25 protein-coding genes are annotated in these 20,258 nt (G+C 59.5%); 13 read left to right on the forward strand and 12 right to left on the reverse strand.

What is annotated here, in order from left to right; genetic code table 11:
* The coding region (locus ACEQWH_RS01260) for an ABC transporter permease (protein WP_370227554.1) at positions 1-504 on the reverse strand (504 nt) is incomplete at its 3' end.
* Positions 505-601: 97 nt separating this feature from the next.
* Positions 602-1,507, reverse strand: coding sequence for a haloalkane dehalogenase (locus ACEQWH_RS01265; protein ID WP_370227556.1), 906 nt, complete (start codon positions 1,505-1,507; stop codon positions 602-604).
* Positions 1,508-1,696: 189 nt separating this feature from the next.
* Between ACEQWH_RS01265 and ACEQWH_RS01270 the strand changes: the two genes are divergently transcribed.
* From ACEQWH_RS01270 to ACEQWH_RS01280, 3 genes are read left to right on the forward strand one after another with little or no spacing between them, the layout of a single operon-like run.
* Complete coding sequence (locus tag ACEQWH_RS01270; RefSeq protein ID WP_370227558.1) at positions 1,697-2,455, forward strand: DeoR/GlpR family DNA-binding transcription regulator; 759 nt, start codon at positions 1,697-1,699, stop codon at positions 2,453-2,455.
* Position 2,456: 1 nt separating this feature from the next.
* Positions 2,457-4,007, forward strand: a complete 1,551-nt coding sequence (gene glpD / locus ACEQWH_RS01275; protein ID WP_370227560.1) for a glycerol-3-phosphate dehydrogenase — start codon at positions 2,457-2,459, stop codon at positions 4,005-4,007.
* A gap of 9 nt (positions 4,008-4,016) precedes the next feature.
* Positions 4,017-4,787: a hydroxypyruvate isomerase family protein gene (locus ACEQWH_RS01280; RefSeq protein WP_370227562.1), complete on the forward strand. Its 771-nt coding sequence runs from the start codon at positions 4,017-4,019 to the stop codon at positions 4,785-4,787.
* On the opposite strand, the gene ACEQWH_RS01285 is transcribed toward ACEQWH_RS01280, so the two are convergent.
* Positions 4,732-5,139: a hypothetical protein gene (locus ACEQWH_RS01285; RefSeq protein WP_370227564.1), complete on the reverse strand. Its 408-nt coding sequence runs from the start codon at positions 5,137-5,139 to the stop codon at positions 4,732-4,734. The genes ACEQWH_RS01280 and ACEQWH_RS01285 overlap by 56 nt on opposite strands.
* A gap of 172 nt (positions 5,140-5,311) precedes the next feature.
* Here ACEQWH_RS01285 and ACEQWH_RS01290 point away from each other — a divergent pair, with 172 nt between their 5' ends.
* The 7 genes from ACEQWH_RS01290 (at position 5,312) to ACEQWH_RS01320 (ending at position 10,970) form a co-directional block, all read left to right on the forward strand.
* Complete coding sequence (locus ACEQWH_RS01290; protein ID WP_370227566.1) at positions 5,312-6,190, forward strand: xanthine dehydrogenase family protein subunit M; 879 nt, start codon at positions 5,312-5,314, stop codon at positions 6,188-6,190.
* Positions 6,183-6,662, forward strand: coding sequence for a (2Fe-2S)-binding protein (locus tag ACEQWH_RS01295; protein WP_370227568.1), 480 nt, complete (start codon positions 6,183-6,185; stop codon positions 6,660-6,662). The genes ACEQWH_RS01290 and ACEQWH_RS01295 overlap by 8 nt, the downstream gene beginning before the upstream one ends.
* Positions 6,662-8,932, forward strand: a complete 2,271-nt coding sequence (locus ACEQWH_RS01300; protein WP_370227570.1) for a xanthine dehydrogenase family protein molybdopterin-binding subunit — start codon at positions 6,662-6,664, stop codon at positions 8,930-8,932. The genes ACEQWH_RS01295 and ACEQWH_RS01300 overlap by 1 nt, the downstream gene beginning before the upstream one ends.
* A 13-nt stretch (positions 8,933-8,945) precedes the next feature.
* A complete protein-coding gene (locus ACEQWH_RS01305; protein ID WP_370227572.1) occupies positions 8,946-9,737 on the forward strand; it encodes a metallophosphoesterase in 792 nt (263 codons plus the stop codon).
* Entirely contained in the window at positions 9,734-9,988 is a 255-nt protein-coding gene (locus tag ACEQWH_RS01310; protein ID WP_370227574.1) for a MoaD/ThiS family protein, read from the forward strand. Before ACEQWH_RS01305 ends, ACEQWH_RS01310 begins: the two co-directional genes overlap by 4 nt.
* Before the next feature lie 84 nt (positions 9,989-10,072).
* Complete coding sequence (locus tag ACEQWH_RS01315) at positions 10,073-10,501, forward strand: cytochrome c (RefSeq protein WP_370227576.1); 429 nt, start codon at positions 10,073-10,075, stop codon at positions 10,499-10,501.
* Entirely contained in the window at positions 10,488-10,970 is a 483-nt protein-coding gene (locus ACEQWH_RS01320) for a cytochrome c (protein ID WP_370227578.1), read from the forward strand. The genes ACEQWH_RS01315 and ACEQWH_RS01320 overlap by 14 nt, the downstream gene beginning before the upstream one ends.
* Before the next feature lie 56 nt (positions 10,971-11,026).
* Here the strand turns inward: ACEQWH_RS01320 and ACEQWH_RS01325 are convergent, their stop codons facing one another.
* The 4 genes from ACEQWH_RS01325 to ACEQWH_RS01340 all read right to left on the reverse strand — a co-directional run bounded on the left by ACEQWH_RS01325 (position 11,027) and on the right by ACEQWH_RS01340 (position 13,979).
* Positions 11,027-11,398 (reverse strand): hypothetical protein, encoded by a 372-nt coding sequence (locus ACEQWH_RS01325; RefSeq protein ID WP_370227579.1) that lies wholly within the window; start codon positions 11,396-11,398, stop codon positions 11,027-11,029.
* A 248-nt stretch (positions 11,399-11,646) separates the two neighbouring features.
* Positions 11,647-12,840 (reverse strand): S8 family serine peptidase, encoded by a 1,194-nt coding sequence (locus ACEQWH_RS01330; RefSeq protein ID WP_370227581.1) that lies wholly within the window; start codon positions 12,838-12,840, stop codon positions 11,647-11,649.
* Between the two features lie 18 nt (positions 12,841-12,858).
* On the reverse strand, positions 12,859-13,434 hold the full coding sequence (locus tag ACEQWH_RS01335) for a hypothetical protein (RefSeq protein ID WP_370227583.1): 576 nt from the start codon (positions 13,432-13,434) through the stop codon (positions 12,859-12,861).
* Entirely contained in the window at positions 13,431-13,979 is a 549-nt protein-coding gene (locus tag ACEQWH_RS01340) for an RNA polymerase sigma factor (RefSeq protein WP_370227585.1), read from the reverse strand. Before ACEQWH_RS01340 ends, ACEQWH_RS01335 begins: the two co-directional genes overlap by 4 nt.
* Before the next feature lie 153 nt (positions 13,980-14,132).
* Between ACEQWH_RS01340 and ACEQWH_RS01345 the strand changes: the two genes are divergently transcribed.
* Together ACEQWH_RS01345 and ACEQWH_RS01350 are read left to right on the forward strand one after the other, a co-directional pair.
* Entirely contained in the window at positions 14,133-14,555 is a 423-nt protein-coding gene (locus tag ACEQWH_RS01345; protein ID WP_370227586.1) for a GFA family protein, read from the forward strand.
* A gap of 20 nt (positions 14,556-14,575) precedes the next feature.
* The gene (locus tag ACEQWH_RS01350; protein WP_370227588.1) at positions 14,576-15,013 is read left to right on the forward strand and encodes a GNAT family N-acetyltransferase; all 438 of its coding nucleotides are present in this window, start codon (positions 14,576-14,578) and stop codon (positions 15,011-15,013) included.
* Between the two features lie 235 nt (positions 15,014-15,248).
* Here the strand turns inward: ACEQWH_RS01350 and ACEQWH_RS01355 are convergent, their stop codons facing one another.
* The 3 genes from ACEQWH_RS01355 to ACEQWH_RS01365 form a co-directional block, all read right to left on the reverse strand.
* Positions 15,249-16,355 carry a saccharopine dehydrogenase family protein gene (locus tag ACEQWH_RS01355; protein ID WP_370227589.1) on the reverse strand — a complete coding sequence of 369 codons (1,107 nt, stop codon included), beginning with the start codon at positions 16,353-16,355 and terminating at the stop codon, positions 15,249-15,251.
* 119 nt (positions 16,356-16,474) lie between these two features.
* Positions 16,475-16,906, reverse strand: coding sequence for an Lrp/AsnC family transcriptional regulator (locus ACEQWH_RS01360; RefSeq protein WP_370227591.1), 432 nt, complete (start codon positions 16,904-16,906; stop codon positions 16,475-16,477).
* 116 nt (positions 16,907-17,022) lie between these two features.
* Positions 17,023-17,478: an SRPBCC family protein gene (locus ACEQWH_RS01365; protein ID WP_370227593.1), complete on the reverse strand. Its 456-nt coding sequence runs from the start codon at positions 17,476-17,478 to the stop codon at positions 17,023-17,025.
* A gap of 101 nt (positions 17,479-17,579) precedes the next feature.
* Between ACEQWH_RS01365 and ACEQWH_RS01370 the strand changes: the two genes are divergently transcribed.
* Entirely contained in the window at positions 17,580-18,269 is a 690-nt protein-coding gene (locus ACEQWH_RS01370) for a helix-turn-helix transcriptional regulator (protein ID WP_370227595.1), read from the forward strand.
* Positions 18,270-18,275: 6 nt separating this feature from the next.
* Here ACEQWH_RS01370 and ACEQWH_RS01375 read toward each other — a convergent pair whose 3' ends face one another.
* Both ACEQWH_RS01375 and ACEQWH_RS01380 read right to left on the reverse strand, forming a co-directional pair.
* Positions 18,276-19,514: a Coenzyme F420 hydrogenase/dehydrogenase, beta subunit C-terminal domain gene (locus ACEQWH_RS01375; protein ID WP_370227597.1), complete on the reverse strand. Its 1,239-nt coding sequence runs from the start codon at positions 19,512-19,514 to the stop codon at positions 18,276-18,278.
* Positions 19,514-20,206, reverse strand: coding sequence for an SDR family NAD(P)-dependent oxidoreductase (locus tag ACEQWH_RS01380; RefSeq protein ID WP_370227598.1), 693 nt, complete (start codon positions 20,204-20,206; stop codon positions 19,514-19,516). Before ACEQWH_RS01380 ends, ACEQWH_RS01375 begins: the two co-directional genes overlap by 1 nt.
* Positions 20,207-20,258 lie beyond the last annotated feature (52 nt).

Genomic DNA, 20,258 nt, shown 5'->3' on the forward strand with positions numbered 1-20,258 from the left:
GATCCCGCGCCCGAACCCCGCAAGCGCCGCCGTCAGCAACGCGCGACGCCCGTCCCAGATCAAGGTGCGCATGCGCTGGCGACGGGATGTGTTCAACGAGATCAACAGGTCATGATATTCGGCCCAAAGCTCGCGGATTGCCTGATGTGCAATCGAGGCCACAAGCGGGGTGATGATAATCACCTGCGCAATGATCATTGCGGTCGGTGTAAACAGCAGACCAAAGACGCCCAAAGGCCCCGAACGGCTGAGTAGCAGATAGACGATCAGCCCCACGACCACAGGCGGCAGCCCCATGAGTGCATTCAGAACGGCAATCACAGACCGGCGATAGCGAAACCTGCGCACAGCCAACCACGCGCCCAGGGGCAGGCCGATGAGCGATGCAATCGCAACGGCCGTCAGGGTCACATACAGCGACCGCAGTGAAATCTCGAGCAGGTCTGCATCCAGCGTGACGATCAGCCGTCCAGCCTCAATAAGACCCTGAAGAATGTCGCCCATACAGGTGGCAGCCTCTTTGACAACCCAGGTTGGATCATACGTTTATCCGCCACAGGGCAGGGGAGGCCAGTGTAAAACCGACAGACTCAAGGTGAAATCAGTCTTTTGCCATGAAGGCCAGGGTGCGCTGTGCCAGATCGGGCCCCACGTCTTCTTGCAGGAAATGCCCTGCTCCGGCCAAAACTGCGTGATCCTGTCCGGCGGTGCCCGGCAAGAGTTTCTGAAACACCCGCTCGACTCCGGCCATGATTTTGTCGTCGGCGCCAAACAGGGTCACAAAGGGAATATCCAGATCCATCAGGCGGCCCCAGGCCTGTCGGTTGGGCTCGGCGGCCGGATCGTCGGGTGCGGTTGGCACCAGCATGGGAAACTGGCGGGCACCGGCCTGATAGCTGGCGTCAGGGTAGGGGGCGTTATAGGCGGCAATCTCGGCAGGGGTCAGTTTGGTGGTGGTGCCGCCGTTGACGATACGCCCTGCATCAAAGGTCTCGACCTCTTGCGAATAGCGCCGCCATGCCAGAAACGCCTCGCCCATCGGGTGATCTCCGGTCGGCAGGGCTGTGTTGGCCACGACCACACGCGCGAAACGCGACGGCGACAGCGCCACAAGCCGCAGTCCGATCAATCCACCCCAGTCCTGACAGACCAGCGTGATATTCTGCAGATCCATCTGGGCAAGCCAGTCGTTCATCCACATCACATGACGCTGATAGGTATAGTCCGCGCGATCCATCGGTTTGTCCGATTTGCCAAAGCCGATCAGATCCGGCGCGATGGCGCGGTGGCCTGCTTTCGCAAAGATCGGAATCATATGGCGATACAGATAGGACCAGCTTGGCTCGCCATGCAGCATCAGGACCGGATCGGCCAGTTCAGGCCCTTCGTCGACATAGTGCATACGCAGCTGACCGCCCTGCGTGTCAGGCACCATGCGATAGTTCGGCGCAAAGGAATAATCCGCAAGCGCATCAAAGCGGGCGTCTGGAGTGCGCAGAAATTGCATGGGGTACCTCTTACTCGATCCAACAGGACAGGCGGCCACAAACAGCGCCAAATGGCGCATACATGGGCCAATCCTGCGAAAACTGTCCTGTGTTTGCCCCTGCATGTCCAGCGTGACTTGCTATTTATGTTCATTCGCACTAAATCGCGCACCAAATGAACATTTCCAACGTGAGTCGCGCAGTTGTCTTTGTCTGAACGTCAAGATGCCATTCTGGACCTGATCCGCAGCCAGTCGCGGGTCGAGGTCGATGACCTTGCGGCGCAATTTGACGTCACCACCCAGACCATCCGGCGCGATCTGACCGAAATCTGTGACAGAGGGCTTGCGACGCGAACCCATGGTGGCGCGCGGGCTTTGGTCAGTGCGGCCAGCTTTGCCTATGAGGACCGGCGGGCGCAGAATACGCGGGTCAAAGCGGCGATTGGGCAGGCGGCAGCGGGTCTGATCGACGACCATGCCTCTGTGATCCTGAACATCGGCACAACCACCGAGCAGGTGGCCGCTGCCTTGACCGCGCATCAGGGTCTGACGGTCATCTCAAATAACATCAACATAGTGCATATTCTGCGCGAGGCGCGGCTGGCGAGCATGATTATCGCCGGCGGCACCGTGCGCCAGAGCGATGGCGCCATTGTCGGGGCCGAGGCAGTCGAGTTCATTGGCAACTATAAGGCTGATGTCGCGGTGATCGGCACCTCTTCGATGGATGAAGACGGGGCAATTCTGGATTTCGACGACCGAGAAGTCGCCGTAGCCCGTGCCATTCTGAAAAACGCACGCATGAAAATTCTGGTTGTGGATCAAAGTAAATTTGGCCGTTCGGCCCCGCATCGGATCTGCGATGTAGCGGATCTGGATGTAGTGATCACCGACCAAACTCCACCCGACAATTTCATCAGCGCCGCCAAAGCGGCAGGTACCCGGTTAATCATTCTGGACGCGTAACATGTCTGACAAAATCTACGATCTTTTCATCATTGGCGGCGGCATCAACGGCTGTGGCATTGCGCGGGATGCCTCGGGCAGGGGGCTTTCGGTGGCCTTGGCCGAAATGAACGATTTGGCCTCGGCCACCTCGTCGGCCAGCACCAAGCTGTTTCATGGCGGTCTGCGCTATCTGGAGTACTTTGAATTCCGCTTGGTGAAAGAGGCGCTAGAAGAACGCGAGACCCTCCTGCGCGCGATGCCGCATATTTCGTGGCCGATGCGATTTGTGCTGCCCTATCACAAAGATATGCGGTTTGACTCGACAACCCCGACGTCCAAGCTTTTGACGACGGTAATGCCTTGGATGAAGGGGCGGCGTCCGGCGTGGCTGATCCGTTTGGGGCTGTTTCTTTATGACAATCTGGGCGGGCGCAAAATCCTGCCTGCGACCACAACCGTTGATCTGACACACGCGCCCGAAGGCGCTCCGATCGAGGCGCGGTTCGCCAAGGCTTATGAGTATTCCGATTGTTGGGTACAGGACAGCCGGCTTGTGGTGCTGAACGCGCGCGATGCCGAGGCGCGCGGTGCGAACATCATGACCCGCACCAAAGTCACATCTGCGCGGCGCGTTGAGGACCATTGGGAGATCACCACCGAACAACACGGGCGCTTTAAAGCCAAGATGCTGGTGAATGCGGGCGGGCCTTGGGTGATGGATGTGATCCAGGGGGTTGCGGGGATCAACTCGTCTGAAAACATCCGCCTCGTGCGCGGCAGTCATATTGTCACCAAACGCCTCTATGACCACGACAAATGCTATTTCTTTCAAGGCACGGACGGGCGCATCATCTTTGCGATCCCTTATGAGCAGGATTACACTTTGATCGGCACCACCGATGCAGATCACGCGTCGTTTGAGGAAACGCCCACCTGTTCTGACGAGGAACGGGATTATCTGATCCAGTTCGCCAACGGGTATTTCAAACAAAAACTGACCGCCGAGGATGTGGTCTGGACCTATTCCGGCGTGCGCCCGCTGTATAATGACGGCGCGGCCAATGCGACGGCAGCCACCCGCGAATATGTCTTGCGCGTGAACACCGACGGCGGCGCGCCGATCCTGAATGTGTTTGGCGGCAAGATTACCACCTACCGGCGGTTGGCAGAAGCCGCGTTAGATGAGGTGGGCAAGTTCTTTCCGGATCTTGCGGCCAAATGGACGGCAGGCGTGCCGCTGGCTGGCGGGGATTTTGCACCGGACGGCGTCGCAGATCTCAGCCAACAGATCGCCACGCGCTATCCGTTTTTAGAGGACAAACATGTGACGCGCCTGCTGCGGACCTATGGCACCGAGGTGTTTGACATCTATGGCGCGGCCACCACCGCGGCTGACCTGGGCGAAGATTTCGGCGCAGGGATCACCGCGGCCGAGCTGGATTGGGCCATGCGTCGCGAGTGGGTGGTGAACGCCGATGATTTTCTGTGGCGACGCACCAAACTGGGCCTGCGCCTCAGCTCTGAGCAGCGCGCGCGGATTGGGGCTTATCTAGAGGCGGCGTCCGGGTAAGCTGCGCGCATGACGCAGCTTCGATTCTCTGCCAACCTTGGATTTCTTTGGGCTGACCTGCCGCTTGTGGACGCGATTTTCGCCGCAAAAGCAGCAGGGTTTGCGGCGGTGGAATGTCATTGGCCCTATGACACACCAGCAAAACAGGTGCGCGCGGCCTTGCAAGACAGCGGGCTGCGGATGCTGGGGATCAATACCTCTAGAGGCAGCGATCTTGATTTCGGCTTATGCGCATGTCCCGACCGCACGGAAGAGGCCCGCAAATCCATTGAACAAGCGGTCGCCTATGCCGATGCGATTGAAGCGGATGCCATTCACATCATGGCAGGTCGTGCGCAAGGTCCAAAGGCTGAGGCGGCTTTTCTGGACAATCTGAGATTTGCGGCAGGGCTAACGTCGCGCACCCTGTTGATCGAACCGCTCAACCCGGTTGACGTGCCCGGGTATTTCCTGGCCTCAACAGATCAGGCCGTTGATATCCTGAGCAAAGTGAACGCACAGCATCTAAAGCTTATGTTTGATTGTTATCACGTTGGGCGCACCGAGGGCGACGTGATCGGTCGGCTGCGCCAACTGGCACCGCTCATCGGACACGTTCAGATCGCCTCGGTGCCGGACCGTCTGTCGCCCGATCAAGGCGAGCTGGATTATGATGCGGTTTTTGATACGCTCACAGACCTGCACTGGAGCCGCCCAATCGGGGCGGAATACCGACCCAATGGGCCTACGGACGCGTCGTTGGCTTGGTTGCAGAGGATTCAGGCGACATCGCCGCGCTGATCGCAGCAAGCAGGGCATCGTTCTGACGCCCGAAACAGCGAAACCTCAACGTGCCGTCCGCGGTGTCACAATCAACGGTGCGGGCAAGTTTGAACATTTTGCCAAAGCGCACCGAGGACACCTGATGCAGCGGCACAGACAAGGCTGCGGTGTCGTGCTGAAACAAGCGGTTCATGCCGTTCATGGCAAAGCTGATCTCTGTGCCTGACACCTGAACACGTCCGCCCACCCAGTTTCCAAACACTGCAATCGGCGCGCCAAGGGCCCATTTGGCAAAGATCGGATTGTCGCTGACCAGATTGGCGCGATCAAACAGGCAATTGGCGCGGGCAGAGAAAATCGGGTCCATCATTGCCTTTCTCTATGGCGAGCTGCCGCGAGGTCAAGAGGGGCTGTGCATCTCGAGAGTCTGACTTTGCGCAAAATGCGCCATAGCCACGTCGGTTTCAAACTGGACTCCGACACCCCGCCTGCTAACTTCGTACCCAAAGGGGCAGGTGCCCCGTGTACGCGAGGGAGGCACTATGCGCTATCACACCCCAGCCAGCTTTGAAGACGCGGTCGAGATTGCTGCGCAGGCAGAGGGGATCACTCGGTTTCTTGCGGGCGGCACAGATGTGCTGGTTCAGCTGAGATCCGATCTGGTGACGCCAGATGATCTGATTGATATCAAACATATTCCGGGCACGCATGAGATTGTCCAAAATGACGACGGCAGCTGGACGCTGGGCATCGCCGTGACCGGTGCCGAGATGTCCGAGCACGCAGGCCTGTGTGCTGTATGGCCCGGTCTTGTTGAAGGCATGGACCTGATCGGCTCGACACAGGTGCAAGGCCGCGCCACATTGGTTGGAAACCTCTGCAACGGCTCGCCTGCTGCAGATTCCGTTCCAGGCATGATGGCAGCCGGGGCGACTGTCTCGGTGATGGGGCCAGAGGGCGGTCGCGTTGTGGCTGTCGAAGACATTCCGGCAGGCCCCGGTCGGACGACCTTGACCAAAGGCGAAGTCATCACGGCCGTGCATATCCCTGCGCGGGGCGAGGCCGCGGGCGACGCCTATCAGCGGTTTATCCCACGTACTGAAATGGACATCGCCGTGGTCGGTGTCGGCGTCAGTCTGCAGCTGGATGGCGATGTCATCACCGAAGCGCGCGTGGCGCTTGGCGCGGTGGCACCAACGGCGCTCATGGTGCCTGATGCGGCGGCGGCATTGATCGGCTCGACGCTGGACGAGGACGCCAAAGCGAAACTTGCGGCCGCAGCCAGCGCCGCCTGTAACCCGATTGACGACAAACGCGGCACGATCGAGTTCCGCACCGAAGTGGCGGGCGTTCTGGCCTGCCGCACTGCACAACGCGCCTATGATCGCGCCCAAGGTAAAAAGGTGGCCAAACATGTCTAAGATCCACGTTTCCACCACTGTGAACGGCGATCCGGTCGATTTCCTTTGCGATCCTCGCGAGACGCTGTTGGACTGCCTGCGGGACAAACTGTCTTTGACCGGCGCAAAAGAGGGCTGCGGTACCGGCGACTGCGGGGCCTGCTCAGTCGAAGTTGACGGGCGGCTGGTCTGCTCTTGTCTGATGCTTGGGGCCGAGGCCAATGGCAAAGCGATTGCCACGGTCGAAGGCATCGCGGATGGCGAAACGCTGCATCCGCTGCAAGCGAAGTTCATCGAACATGCAGCGCTTCAGTGCGGCATCTGCACGCCGGGCATTCTGGTTGCGGCCAAGAACCTGCTGGAAAAGAACGACTCTCCGACCGAGGAAGAGGTGCGCTATTGGCTGGCGGGCAACCTGTGCCGCTGCACGGGCTATGACAAAATCATCAAAGCGGTCATGGAGACTGCGGCAGACATGCGGGAGGCCTCGTGATGGCTTTGGACAACGATCTGAAGAAAGACGGTTTCACTTTTGTCGGGACACGCCCTGACCGCCCCGACGGGCTGGACAAGGTAACAGGCCGCGCGAAATTCGGGGCAGACATGGTTGCGCCGGGGATGTTGCACGGTGCGGTTCTGCGCAGCCCGCATGCACATGCGCGCATCAAGGGTATCGACACCTCTAAGGCCGAAGCGCTTGAGGGTGTGAAGGCCGTGGTCACCCGCGCGGATTTCCCCAATGTGGTCCAGCACAAGCCGGGCCTTGCAGGGGAAATGTGGAACGTGATGGAAAACGTCATGGCGGGCGAAAAGGCGCTCTATGACGGCCATGCTGTGGCGGCGGTTGCGGCCACCTCTGCCTTGATCGCGCGCGACGCTGTGAAGCTGATCGAAGTGGATTACGAAGTTCTGCCGCATGTGACCGATGTGGACGAGGCAATGGCTGCGGATGCACCGGTGATCCGCGAGGGTAGCGCCGACAAATCCGTGCCCGAGGGAATGCACCCCAACGTGGTGCGTTATCACGAATCCGGTCACGGGGATGTCGAAGCAGGTTTTGCTGAGGCCGATCTGGTGATGGAGCAGACCTATAAGACCGAAGCCACCCATCAGGGCTATATCGAGCCGCACGCCTGCCTTGGCATGCTGGGCAGCGACGGCAAGGGCGAGTTGTGGTGCACAACGCAGGGCCACTTCTTCTTTCAGAAAGTCTGCGCAGCGCTGCTGGATCTTGAAGCCAGCCAGCTGCGGGTGACGGCGTCGGAAATCGGCGGTGGTTTTGGTGGCAAAACGACCGTGTTCCTGGAGCCTGTCGCACTGGCCCTGTCGCGCAAGACCAACCGCCCGGTCAAAATGGTTATGAGCCGCTCGGACGTGTTCCGCGCAACCGGCCCGACGGCCTCTGCCTCGATGGACGTCAAAATTGGCATGACCAAGGACGGCACGATCACGGCTGCACAGGGCATCTTCCGCTTGCAGGGCGGCGCGTTCCCCGGAGCGCCTGCAGACATGTCGGCGATGTGCGCCTTTGCGCCCTATGACCTGCAGAATGTGCGTCAGGTCGGTTATGACGTGATCGCCAACCGTCCAAAGCAGGCTGCGTATCGCGCGCCGGGCGCGCCGATGAGTGCCTTTGCTGCGGAAAGCGTGATTGACGAGATGTGCAACAAGCTGGGTCTGGACCCGATTGAAGTACGCCTCAAGAACGCTGCCAAAGAGGGCACCAAGGCCAGCTATGGTCCGACCTATGAAGCCATCGGTCAGGTCGCCTGTCTGGAAGCCGCCAAAGCGCATCCGCATTACGCGGCCCCTCTGAAGCCGGGGCAAGGGCGCGGCGTTGCGTCTGGGTTCTGGTTCAACCACGGCGGCGAGACTTCGGTGTCGTTGGCCTTGTCCGAGGATGGCACCGCGCAGATTTCAGTCGGCACACCCGACATCGGGGGCTCGCGGGCGTCCATGGCGTTGATGGCGGCCGAAGTTCTGGGCATCCCATACGAGAACATCCGCGTCACCATCGCGGACACAGCGACGCTGGGCTATAACGACGTCAGCCACGGCAGCCGCGTGACCTATGCCTCGGGTCTGGCGACCATCAAGGCCGCACGCGACGCGGTTGAGAAACTGAAAGGCCGCGCCGCAGCGCAGTGGGGCATCGACCCAGAGGCTGTGACCTGGGAAGACGGTTTTGCCAAACCTTCCGGCCCGAACGCCGGAGATTTTGAACCGCTGCATATCACCAAGATCACCGCCAAGATGGGCCGCACCGGAGGCCCGATCTCGGGGCACTTCGAGGCGACTCCTGAAGGGGCTGGTGTTTCGTTTGGTACCCATATCGTGGATGCCGAGGTTGATCCGGAAACCGGCAAGACCAGCATCATCCGCTATACGGTCATTCAGGATGCGGGCAAGGCGATCCATCCGGCCTATGTCGAAGGTCAGTTCCAAGGCGGCGCCGCACAGGGCATCGGCTGGGCGCTGAACGAAGAGTACATCTATGGTGACGACGGGCGTCTGCAGAACTCGATCTTCTTGGACTACCGCATTCCGGTGGCCAGCGATCTGCCGATGATTGACACGGTCATCGTCGAAGTCCCCAACCCCGGTCACCCCTATGGGGTACGCGGTGTTGGCGAGACCGGCATCGTTCCGCCTTTGGCGGCGGTTGCCAATGCGGTTTCGAATGCGGCGGGTGTGCGGCTGAAAGAACTGCCGATGTCTCCGCCAAAGATCCTGAAAGCTTTGAAAGAGCAGTCGGACACATAAAAAGGATGGGCGCGTGCTGAAACTCATATGGATGTCTGACCTCCACTATGATGCGCACGCGCTTGTCCACGGCCATGATCCCCGCGTCCGACTGGACGCGGCCATCACCCTGATCAACACCCATCATTCAGACGCAGCCTGCTGTATCATAACGGGCGATATGGTCGAGACGGCCAGCGCAGAGGCTTATACGGCCCTCAGAGCGGCCTTAGGGCGTCTGAGCGTGCCTGTGCTGCCTCTGGCGGGCAACCACGACCGAAGGGGCCTTCTGCGCGATCATTTGCCATTGCCAGAGGGTGTGATGTCAGAATTTGTGCAATACGCAGTGAACGCCGATGGACACGTGTTGATCGCGCTGGACACGCTGGACGAGGGATCTGACGCCGGAACGCTGTGTCCTGCGCGCCTGGACTGGCTGGATCAGACATTGGACGCCGCCGCAGACAGTCCCGTGTCGCTGTTCATGCATCATCCACCGGCGCCTTTGGGTTTGACGATGCTGGATCCAGATGGGCTGCAGGCGGCGGATGCGTTTTGGGCTGTGGTAAATCGTTATCCATCCGTGCGCTCTGTCTATGCAGGTCACGTGCATCGGGCCACATTTGGCCATCGCGGGCAGGTGACGCTGGCAACACTTCCTTCAGTGCTTTATCAGGCCCCTCCGGAACGCCCGCGATGGGATTGGGACAGTTTCGCGCCTGCACAAGAAGCGCCAAAGCTGGGCGTCCTGCAGTTGGGGGAAACACAATCCACCCTGCATCTTGATGAAATCTGCACCTATGAGCTTGGCGGAGCACCCCTATGAAACCGACCGTGACAGTACATCTCTGGGCCGGATTGCGCAGTCTGGCGGGCGGCCAGGACGTGGTTCAGGTTCAGGCGGGCACCATTGGCCAGATGCTGACGGCGCTGGCGGCGCTGCATCCGGGACTCGAAGACTATCTCGAAGACAACGTCAGCGTATCTGTGGACGGCCGGATCATGGCCACGGACCTGACGCATCCTTTGAACGAGGACAGCGAAATCTATCTGATGCAGCGCCTGCGGGGCGGCTGATCGCCGGATCGAAAAAACCTTGAGGTTTGTGCTTGACCCTCCCCTTGCTGGAGGCGCTAGACCGCACAAAAAAGAGGTGAACCCATGCTGAAATATGCCGCGGCTGCTGTTGTCGCCGCCGGATTGGTGGTCGTACTGATGACGCGCTCAGATCCCCCCGAGCCGGCCGTCGCAGACGACTCTGGCGCGTCGACGGCGCTGGTCTCTGTGACCTTGCCACAGACGCTTTCGGACACAGCGAACATCGGCAAGACGGTGTTTGAGGCCAAATGCGCAGCGTGTCACGGCGTGAATGCGCAGGGGCAGGATGGCGTCGCGCCGCCGCTGATCCACAAGATTTATGAATCCTCGCACCATGGCGATGAGTCCTTTCAGCGCGCGGTGGCCTTTGGGGTGCGCCAGCACCACTGGCCTTTTGGGAACATGCCCAAAGTCGAGGGGCTGACCCGTGCGGATGTAGCGATGGTTGTGCGCTATATAAGAGAGGTGCAACGCGAGAATGGAATTTATTAAGATGCAGATTGGAACCAACACCAAGGGACATCCACCCAGCACAAAATTCTGGATGATCGTAGCGCTGTCTTGTGCACCTGTTCTGGCGCAGGCCGATCACGAACTTGACAACCGAGACCTGATACGGGGCGAAGCGCTTTATCAGTCCTATTGCGCGGCCTGTCACGGGGTAGAGTTGCAGGGACAGGACAATTGGCAGACGCCTGACGAGAATGGCGTTCTGCGCGCACCGCCTCATGATGCGTCTGGTCATACCTGGCATCACGACAACCAGCTGTTGTTTGACTCTACGGCCTTGGGCGGTGCGGCAGCTTTGGCCGAGCGCGGCGTGAGTGGGATCAACAGCGGAATGCCGGGGTTTGCGGAAAGCCTGACCGAAGACGAAATCTGGGATACGCTCGCGTTCATTCGCTCGACCTGGCCTAAACGCATTCAAGACATTCACGCCAGCCGAAATCCACAGCACTAACGCCAAAAGCCCCCGCTTTTGCGAGGGCCCTTGGTTGGGAGGAGGCGGGGGTGGTCTTAGCGACCTACTGTGCGGGAGCGGCTTGGCGCTGTTGGGCGACGGTCATCGTCGTCATCATCATTGTTGTTCTGAGCGTTGAAGCGTTTGCTTGTGTCGATCAGCTTCCATTTCAGGCCGCCTTTGGTTGGGCGTACTTTGATGTGGTCAAATCCGCCCATTGGGATTGCAGAGGCAAAGACTTCGTCACATTCATCCATGCCGCCGCCTGCACATTCCTGAGCGTGGTTCGGGTGGGTTTCGTTACACCATGTGATGACCGCGTTGTAGCATTCGCCCAGCGAGCCGATGGCTGCGTTTGCTTGCATTGGAACGATAGCTGCGGTGGACAGGGTTGCGACGGTGGCCAGTGCTGCGAAGGTGGTTTTCATGATCTTACTCCATTTTCTAAGTTGCTGTGCTTGCGGCTCTCAACCGCGTTACAGTCATAGGTCGTGGGAGCAGGCCGAATGGTTCAAAGAAAATGCGATTTTTTCTGAAAAAATTTGTAATATACTGTTTTTATTGTATTTTATTTTGTATTTTTGTGTGAACGCACGACAGGTGGCGTGACTTTAATCAGCGGCGTCGGTGAAAATTTCACAGATTTTAGCCAGCAGAAAGGCGCAGCAAACGCGCCTTAACACCCTTTGGTGTGAATTAGACCCCAGCCAAATTGCGCGTCACGACCGGGCGAGCCCAGATCAACCGCCGAGGCACGCAGCGACGATCGCAGGCTGTCTGCCGAGCGCACCCCAAGTCTTGCTGCAAAGGCCGCAACAATCGGCGCGGCATAAGAGGTGCCGGTGGCATAGCCACCGCCACTCCGGTCGGCGACATAAAGATCGACACCCGGGGCAGCAAATTCGATATGGCCACCCCAGTTCGCGCGTCGATATTTGCGCATGCGTGCATCAACCGCCGTAATGGCAATGACCGAAGGCGAGGCCGAGGGGTATTTGGCCAGCTTGCGCCCGTCGTTGCCCGCCGCCGCGATCATCACGGCCCCTTTGCGCTGCGCCTGTCTAAGCAGATCCTCAAGGGCGCGATTGCTGGGGCCTGCAAAGGACATGTTGATAATGCGCACATTGTTGGACAGCAGCCAGTTCAGACTGGCCCCGATCCGGTCGACATCCGCGCGAATGCCTGCGCGTTCGCGGCCAAAGGCGTTTGCCGCATAAAGATGCGCGCCCGAGGCAAACCCGTTCAAAGCGCCCCTCACGTCTTCGCCCACGATAAGGGTCGCCACGGCTGTGCCATGGCTGGTGTCAGCAGATTTTGTGGCGCTGTCCAGCGATGAGGCCTGTGTCACCCGCGCGCCCTTTAGGGCAGGGTGTTTGGGATTAACCGGCCCGTCGATCATGCCGATGCGCCGTGAAGAGGACAGACGACAGCCGCCACTGGGGTCTCCGATCAAGCCGGGGGCATAGATGCGCGGTTTGGCCTGCGCGAACCCATAGAGGTGGTGGAAATCCAGAAACTGGTTCGGCGCGGCCTGATCCAGAATGTCCTGCCCGCGTTGCAGGCTGAGACGATTGCGGAAGTCGAAAATCAACACGCGACGCCCCAGAGCGTTAAGGCTGCGGCTGGACACCAGCTCTGCACCGGCGTTGCTGAGTGCGGCAATCGCGGCACCTGATGTTGCGGGTGGACCGGTGACCACAAACTCTGCACGTCCGTTACGAAACACTGCGACGTCGGCGGGTACGCGGCTGGCAGGTCTGTCGTCGTCATCGCGTGAAGATGGGTTTGGCACGCGGCCCTGCGCGAACAGCTCGGCGGGCGCTGCAAGCAGCACCACGCATGCAAGTGCCAGCAGATGTTTCAACGCCATGCTCTGTCCTCGCGATTACTACGGCTGTGCGACGCTGTCGATGACGCCCGTCGCGGATGTCAGGCTGCCGATGGCCTCTTCCAATGTGATGCCCTCTAGGACGGTCACTTCATAAAGACCCAAAGCCGATGGCCCCGATGTGATTTCGACCCCCGCATCCAACAGCGCATTGCGCAGCTGTTCCTCGGTTGTGCTTGGCACGATGGTCAGCACCAGATCCGCCTCGGCACCGCCGGCCAGCTCATAGCCCGGTCCGCCGCCACCTTGGGTCATCATCAACGCGCCCTGACCAATCACCACCGCAAGCAGTAGGGCCGCCGCAACTTGCCACATGCGAGTGCGGGGCGCGCGGTTCAGTTGCACCGGCGCATCCTCTATATCGCGCATCACACGCGCAAGACCCATTTCGCCCGGGCTGAAGCCTGTCTCGTCTGCCTGCATGGTGGCGCGAATGGCGCGCAGGGTGGCGACATCGGCGGCCAGCCCTTCGTCAGCGGCAACGGCGGCCTCGACCTCGGCCAGTTCTGCGCCCTCAAGCGTGCCGTTCACCAGAAACGGCAATAGGGCTTCGATTTCATCGCGGGATAAGGTCATGACGCCACACCTTCCAGCCGCCCGGACAGGCAGCGCATCAAGAGTTTCTTGGCATGAAAGATCCGAGTCTTGATCGTGCCCTCCGCGGTCTTGGCGACCTCGGCGATTTCGCGATAACTCATGTCCTGCCAAAAGGCCAACGAGATCGCGCTGCGGTGCTCGTCGCTGAGTGTTCCCAAGCAGTGGCGTACATGCTCGGCTTCTTGTCCCGCGGCGAGGCAGGCCTCTGGATTGTTGTCTTCATCCACCAGATCCGGGGTTTCATCCGTCAGATCAGTGCGCCCGGCCTTGCGGTGGCGGTCGATGACTTTGCGATAGGCGATGCCAAATATCCATGTCTGCACTTTCGATCTCCCTTCAAATCGGCTGGCAGAGCGCCAGACTTCGATGAACACGTCATGAAGTATGTCGGATGACTCGAAGGGATCGTTCAATCTTGACTGAATAAATCTGTAAACAGGCTTTTCCAGCTCGCGATAAAGTGCGGCCAAGGCCGACCGGTCTTGCTGCGCAATACGCGCGATCAGGGCAGTGTGTGACTCCACGGGAAACTCGCAACGGGTAACTTGGAGGCAAGGTTAAGACAGCACGCAGGTCGGATAAAGGGTTTCTTTGCGCTGCCGGACCCGAGGTGTCGCATTTGGCAAAGACCCAGGGCGCACATGGCCCAAGCTTGGACGCAAAGTGAGGAGACCCCAATGACACGCGGCCAATGCTTCTGCAAAAAGACTTCTTGGGAATATGACGGCGAGGTCACCTGGGCCTGCTATTGTCACTGCGACGATTGCCGCCGCAATTGCTCCGCTCCTGTAGTGGCGTGGCTGGGCGTGCCGCTGAAAAACTTCCGCTGGACCGGGCAGGCGCCCAAAACGCTGAACAGCTCTAAGGGCGTGTTTCGGCATTTCTGCGCAGATTGTGGCGCGCCGATGGGGTTTGAGGCCGATCACTACGAGGGGGGGATGCACCTTTATGCGGCGTCGCTTATGGACCCGACCGAGTTTCAGCCGACCTTCCACGTCAACTATCAATCCAAACTGCCGTGGCTGGACATGAGCGATGATCTGCCGAAATATGACGGCACGCTGCTGGTGCAGGACGCGGGTTTGCGTGACTATGACTAGGGGCGCGATAGGAGCCTGCTGTGATCGAAAACCTGTCCTTTCATCGCCTCACTGACGAGACAGCAGGGCTGCTTCATGCGGCGAATGTCTTTGACAATCCGGTTGATCCCGACCAGCTGCGGGCCTTCCTTGCGGACCCCGGGCATCTGATGGTGTTCGCGACCTTGGGCGCGCGTGTGGTGTGCTTTGCATCAGGGTCAATCTTGTTGCACCCGGACAAAGCGCCTGCTTTCTTTGTGAATGAGGTGGGGGTCGACGAGGATATGCGCAATCAGGGCTTTGGCGCAGCGGTCACCGAACACTTGCTGGCGTTGGCTCGGGCGTCCGGGTGCAAAGGCATCTGGTTGGCGACCGAAGGTGACAACGCCCCCGCCCGCGCGCTCTATCGAAAGCTGGGCGCACGCGAGACAGAAGACATCGTGGTCTATGACTGGGACGGGGCGATGGACGATCCCTAGGGATTCGGGCCGCTTTGAAGGCGTGGACGCGGGTGTCCCGCTAAGGTTTAACAAAGCACGTATTTTGCAAGAAACAGGGGCCGCGCATCCCAGCACGACCCCTATGCTTTCGGCGGCGTCCTCCTATCCCTGACGCGCCAAATGCCTCCCTGAGCTAACAAGGAGCCTCACCCTTGCCCGACGAATCGGATTTGTCAAATGCCGCTTTACGCATGGGCAAGGGAGGCACGTCGTTTTAAGCGGCGCGATATTGGGCCAAAACATCGCCTGGCGCATATAGGCTGCCGAATTCGGTGCTCATGAAATCAGCAAGTTTGACCTGTTCCTGGCGCACAAAGCCTTTGGTCGGCAAAAATCCTTGACGCATCAGATCGACGGCACCGAGGACACCGGCGGCGGTTGTGACCTGAATGGCGCTCCAGATGTCGCCGTTGATCTCGCGGGAATAGCTTTTGTTGATATAGCTCTTTTCGCGCAACTGGCCGCGCTTTGTGCCCTTGGCAGTGCAGAACACCATCACCACATCCTGATTGGTGCGCGGCAAGGCCGTTTCAAAGATCTCTTTCAGCAGATCGCGGCGGCGTTCCAGACCCAGATCGTGCAAAAGCAGCTTTAGAATTTCGCAATGACCGGGATAGCGCATGGTGCGATAGCTGACGTCGCGCACTTGTCCCAGCAGGGTTTCAGGCAGGGTGCCCAGCCCGCCAGAGGTGTTGAAACATTCATAGTCAACGCCGTCGTGGCTGAGAATTTCATAGTTTTCCAGCGGCGCGGTTTTCACAAGATCGCCGTTCACGATGGCATCGCAGGGGTTGCAGTATTCGTTGATCAGCCCGTCCGTTGACCATGTCAGATTGTACTTAAGCGCGTTCGTCGGAAACAGCGGCAGGGCTCCGACACGCATATGCAGGCTCTCAAGCGTGTCAAATTCTTCGGCCAGTGCCGCGCCTGCGATTCCGACAAACCCCGGCGCCAGCCCGCATTGCGGCATGAAGGCGGTTTCTGACCCTTCGGCCATATCGCGCACGGCGTTGGTGGCGGCGACGTCTTCGGTCAGGTCAAAGTAATGCGCGCCCGCTTTCTGAGCAGCGGCGGCGATCGTGGGTGTCAGGAAAAACGGCGCTGCGGAAATCACGGCGTCAAACCCCTGCAGCGATTTTGCCAGACTTTCTGTGTCAGATGCATCAACCTGAATCGTCGCAACCCCAGCAGCACGCACGGTGGCCAAGGCGCTCAGATCCTGATCCGCGACTGTGACGTGATAATTCACCGACTGCTGCAAAAGCTGTGCGATCATTTGGCCGATTTTACCGGCCCCGACGATGCAGATGTTCCAATGCATTTTGCGCTCTCCTTCTGGCTTCTGAGGAAAGTGTGGCAGAGAGCGGTGTCAGATCAGAGAGGCAAAGGTGACGATTAGTCCGGACAAGCCGTCAATTTGATGAGTATTTCGGCGAAACGTCAGTCACGATCAATGCGGCGGCCAAACACAACATGGGTCTTGGTGCGGTTCACGCCGGGAATGAGACCGAGCTCATCCACCAGAACATCCAGATCCTCGATCCGCGGGGCTTCGACCGAGAGCATCAGGTCGTATTCTCCGTTAACCGACAAGCAAAGTTTGATTTCGGGATAGTCCTCAAGCTTTTGCAGGATCTTTGCTGTGTCCTGCTGCGTGACGGCCAGCATCACGATCACCTGCACCATTGGAACAGCATCGCTGTCGCCCAAAACCACCGAGTATCCTTTGATCGTTCCCTCACGTTCCATCCGCGCGATGCGTTCGTGTACGGTTGTGCGGGCCACATCCACCTGCGATGCGATTTTCGCGGTGGACTGCCGCGCATTCGCCTGAAGCGCGGCAATGATCTTGCGATCCAGTGCATCTTTCACCGGGACTCTCCTGTTCGTTCCAACGCAAAGCTGCCTCGGAACGCGCCGTCAGAAAAGCAGTCTTTCCGCCGCTGTGTCGAAAAGGCGGCGATTTGGCAACAGAAACGGGCGAACTGTCAGGCCAGACGCCTCTTTTGGACCAATGCGTCCAGCCCTTTCAAATTCGCATCGATCACCTTGCCCATCATCATTTTCATCAGGGTCTTGCCCAAAACCCATCCAAGGGGGCCGAATTTCACCTGATAGTCAAAGCCCCATGTCACCTGTGTCTTGCCGCCCTTGGACGTCAGCGAGGTCGTGGATTGTGCAGCCCTCAACGGCATGTTGTCCATTTCAGACAGTCGCACGGTAAAGCTTTGTTTCGGGGTCCAGGCAATCACCTCTTCCACCATCGATCCGCCGTTCTCAAAGATATTGCGACGCTTGGCGCCAAGCCCGGCATCGTTCTGTGACAAAGCCTCGACCCGGGCGATCTGTGGGGCAAATTCGTCGATATGCATGAACCTTTCAAGAACGGCCCAGACCTCGTCAACGGTCGCATCGATCATCAAGCTGCGTTGGAATTTAATCATGTGTCTCTCCAGTAAGTGTGGCCCCGAAAGGGGCGTTGAGGCTGGAATACATTTGCGCTGCTGACAGCGTTATGGCAGCAGTGTGTCAGCAGGAGAGAAAAATGCGTCGCACCGAGCGTCTGTTCCAGATTATCCAGATCCTACGTGGCAAGCAGCGGCCCGTGACAGGGCGCGCGCTGGCTGATGAACTCGAGATCTCGCTGCGCACGCTCTATCGCGACATGGCCGAACTTATGGCGCAGCGGGTTCCGATCACTGGCGAGGCCGGGACGGGATATGTGCTGGGAGAGGGCTATGACATGCCGCCATTGATGCTGACGGCTGATGAACTCGAAGCTGCGGCTCTGGGGGCCGAGTGGGTCGCGGCGCAGTCAGATCCGTCGCTGGCGCGGGCCGCACGGGATCTTGTGGCGAAATTGTCAGAAGCCATTCCAGACGAGCTGCGCCCCGTTATTCTTGACGCGGGCTCGCGGTCTATTGTGCCGGGCACCATCACGCAGGATATCTTTGACGGCGCGGCCCTGCGGCGGGCCATCCGCGAAAGATATCGCACGAAGATTGCGTATAAAGACACCAAAGGCGTTGCAACAGATCGCGTGATCTGGCCGCTTTTGATCGCCTTTCTCGACAACGTTCGCTATATCGTCGCGTGGTGCGAAACCCGGCAGGATTTTCGCCACTTTCGCACCGACCGCGTGGAAACTCTGACACCGCTGGACAGCAAATATCCCGGCAGGCGTGCCACCTTGATCCGAGAATGGGAGGCCCACAGCGCGCGGACGCGTCCCTAGGGATGTCTAATCCAAGGGTTTGGGCAGAGCCTCTTGAACGCGCCCTTCAGCAACGCGTCGCTGGATGCCCTCGACTTGGCGGGTTTTGTCGGCCTCAGAAAGCGCTTCCCCCAATGCTTCAAGCCGCAGCCCGCGCGTGTCGATCCGAGGCAGCGCTGCTTGTTCCAGCCCCGACAAGCGCGCTTCGACCGCGTGTTTCTTGCGCAGTTGATGCGGCTGAAAATCGTTGAACATCTTCGGCGTGATCGCATCGCCCAAGACCAGATGGCCCGCCGCAGTTGCCGCTGCAACGATTGCTTCGCCGATGGGTGATCTGACGATAATCCCGTTGAAGCCTGCGTCTTCGCCTGTTGGGCCACCTCCGGGCCAGACATCCGCCGCGGCGATATCCGCGGCCTCGCCCATGGCGTCCGGACAGAGTTTGCAGCGGGTCTCAAGCTCCCACGTGCCTTCGTCGTCCCAAAGCGCGTTGTAGGTTGTGGTGAATTGGCGTCCATCCTTGGTTTCCACGGTCGTCAACCCCGGATTGCCAAAACCCCGATAGCGAAACAGCGACAGCTCGTCTTCGCGCAGGCCAAAATCACGCAGCAATTTCTGGGATTTTCCGATCCGCGATTGCCCGCCACAGACCATCACCATGCGGGCGATACACAGCCGATCAACCCGCGGATCCTCTTTCGCAAAGGCATGCACGGCCGCGATGTCACAGGGTTTGGCAATCAGCGCAAAGGGCTGGTCGCGATCCAAGGCGGCTTTCAAACCGGCCAAAGGTGCTGCTGGCGCATAGCGCGATCCGGCGTGGGCCAGAACCTCGGCAGGGGTTTCGCTCATAACCCATTCATTGCGCATGGGTTGATCGGGAATGGCGCGCACGTGCAGGATAAAATCCGCCTGTCCGCTTTCCAACAGATGCATCCCCAAGGCGGTCAGCACGCCTCCGGTGGCACCACGATAGCGGACGTCCGCGTCCCCGGCCCAAGCGTATTGCATGGATGAATAGGCGCCCCAGATCGGGTCGCTTTCCGCCTCGGTTCGAATACGGGGCATCGCCACAACGCCGGGGCAGGCGCGCAGCACTTTGGCCTCTTCGTCACCCTGAAACCCGTCCAGCGGCATGGGGCGCAACCCGCCGACGTCGGACAGGCGCATGCGCACGCGGCCGTTGCTCACGGTTTCACATAATCCGCATCCGATGCACAACCCGCTGGTGACAACCTCAGCGACGCTTTTGGCAGTCTGCACCATCAGAAGGTCTCGACCCAAGGGCGTACTGCGATCTCATGGGTCCAGGCGCTGCGGTCTTGCTCATAGAGATGGCGATAGGTTCGCGCGATTGCGTCCGGATCCAGCATCGAGTCCGGACGATCTGCGGGCTCGTCTCGCCCCGGATTTCGGATCGCGCCGTCGACATTCACCCAGGCAACATGGATCCCTTTTGGATGCAATTCCCGCGCCATGCTTTCCGCCAGCCCGCGCTGCGCGAATTTCCCCATGGCAAAGGGCGCAGAGTTCGCGAACCCTTTGACGCCCGCCGACGCGCCGGTCAGCAGGATGGTGCCGCGACATCCTTGTTGCGACGTGTTTTCCAGCATCCGTCGCGCCGCATGTTTCGCGGCGATCAAGGCACCGACCGCCGTGACATCAATCGCGTTGCGCACAGCTTCGATGTCAAGCTCGGCGATGGGTCCGCGACTTCGCGCCGAAGGGTTATAGACCACCAGATTTGGCGCACCATCCAAGCTGTCGACCATATCTGCCACGGCCGTTTCGTCTGTGGCGTCCAACTGGACCAGCCGCGCCCCTGTGGCCTCGGCAACCGACTGGGCGCGTGTTCCATCCCGCGCGGCCAATGTGACGGTGTGATCCGTTGCAAATTCTCGCGCCAGTGCTGCGGATAGACCGCTGCCCGCGCCGATTATCACTGCCTGTTTCCGCATCAGCGACTCCTTGGGTGGTGACCTCAGGACTTCACTTTAAGGCAGGCAATGG

Origin of the sequence: Cognatishimia sp. (assembly GCF_964229375.1) — a bacterium.
In the GTDB taxonomy this organism is placed as follows: domain Bacteria; phylum Pseudomonadota; class Alphaproteobacteria; order Rhodobacterales; family Rhodobacteraceae; genus Cognatishimia.

What these genes read in the sequence shown, in the direction of transcription:
- ACEQWH_RS01380 (WP_370227598.1), bottom strand. Translation starts at nt 20,206, where the DNA reads ATGCGGAAACAGGCAGTGATAATCGGCGCGGGCAGCGGTCTATCCGCA.
- ACEQWH_RS01315 (WP_370227576.1), top strand. Translation starts at nt 10,073, where the DNA reads ATGCTGAAATATGCCGCGGCTGCTGTTGTCGCCGCCGGATTGGTGGTC.
- ACEQWH_RS01330 (WP_370227581.1), bottom strand. Translation starts at nt 12,840, where the DNA reads ATGGCGTTGAAACATCTGCTGGCACTTGCATGCGTGGTGCTGCTTGCA.
- glpD (WP_370227560.1), top strand. Translation starts at nt 2,457, where the DNA reads ATGTCTGACAAAATCTACGATCTTTTCATCATTGGCGGCGGCATCAAC.
- ACEQWH_RS01290 (WP_370227566.1), top strand. Translation starts at nt 5,312, where the DNA reads ATGCGCTATCACACCCCAGCCAGCTTTGAAGACGCGGTCGAGATTGCT.
- ACEQWH_RS01320 (WP_370227578.1), top strand. Translation starts at nt 10,488, where the DNA reads ATGGAATTTATTAAGATGCAGATTGGAACCAACACCAAGGGACATCCA.
- ACEQWH_RS01310 (WP_370227574.1), top strand. Translation starts at nt 9,734, where the DNA reads ATGAAACCGACCGTGACAGTACATCTCTGGGCCGGATTGCGCAGTCTG.
- ACEQWH_RS01285 (WP_370227564.1), bottom strand. Translation starts at nt 5,139, where the DNA reads ATGATGGACCCGATTTTCTCTGCCCGCGCCAATTGCCTGTTTGATCGC.
- ACEQWH_RS01345 (WP_370227586.1), top strand. Translation starts at nt 14,133, where the DNA reads ATGACACGCGGCCAATGCTTCTGCAAAAAGACTTCTTGGGAATATGAC.
- ACEQWH_RS01295 (WP_370227568.1), top strand. Translation starts at nt 6,183, where the DNA reads ATGTCTAAGATCCACGTTTCCACCACTGTGAACGGCGATCCGGTCGAT.
- ACEQWH_RS01335 (WP_370227583.1), bottom strand. Translation starts at nt 13,434, where the DNA reads ATGACCTTATCCCGCGATGAAATCGAAGCCCTATTGCCGTTTCTGGTG.
- ACEQWH_RS01355 (WP_370227589.1), bottom strand. Translation starts at nt 16,355, where the DNA reads ATGCATTGGAACATCTGCATCGTCGGGGCCGGTAAAATCGGCCAAATG.
- ACEQWH_RS01370 (WP_370227595.1), top strand. Translation starts at nt 17,580, where the DNA reads ATGCGTCGCACCGAGCGTCTGTTCCAGATTATCCAGATCCTACGTGGC.
- ACEQWH_RS01280 (WP_370227562.1), top strand. Translation starts at nt 4,017, where the DNA reads ATGACGCAGCTTCGATTCTCTGCCAACCTTGGATTTCTTTGGGCTGAC.
- ACEQWH_RS01365 (WP_370227593.1), bottom strand. Translation starts at nt 17,478, where the DNA reads ATGATTAAATTCCAACGCAGCTTGATGATCGATGCGACCGTTGACGAG.
- ACEQWH_RS01325 (WP_370227579.1), bottom strand. Translation starts at nt 11,398, where the DNA reads ATGAAAACCACCTTCGCAGCACTGGCCACCGTCGCAACCCTGTCCACC.
- ACEQWH_RS01300 (WP_370227570.1), top strand. Translation starts at nt 6,662, where the DNA reads ATGGCTTTGGACAACGATCTGAAGAAAGACGGTTTCACTTTTGTCGGG.
- ACEQWH_RS01265 (WP_370227556.1), bottom strand. Translation starts at nt 1,507, where the DNA reads ATGCAATTTCTGCGCACTCCAGACGCCCGCTTTGATGCGCTTGCGGAT.
- ACEQWH_RS01375 (WP_370227597.1), bottom strand. Translation starts at nt 19,514, where the DNA reads ATGGTGCAGACTGCCAAAAGCGTCGCTGAGGTTGTCACCAGCGGGTTG.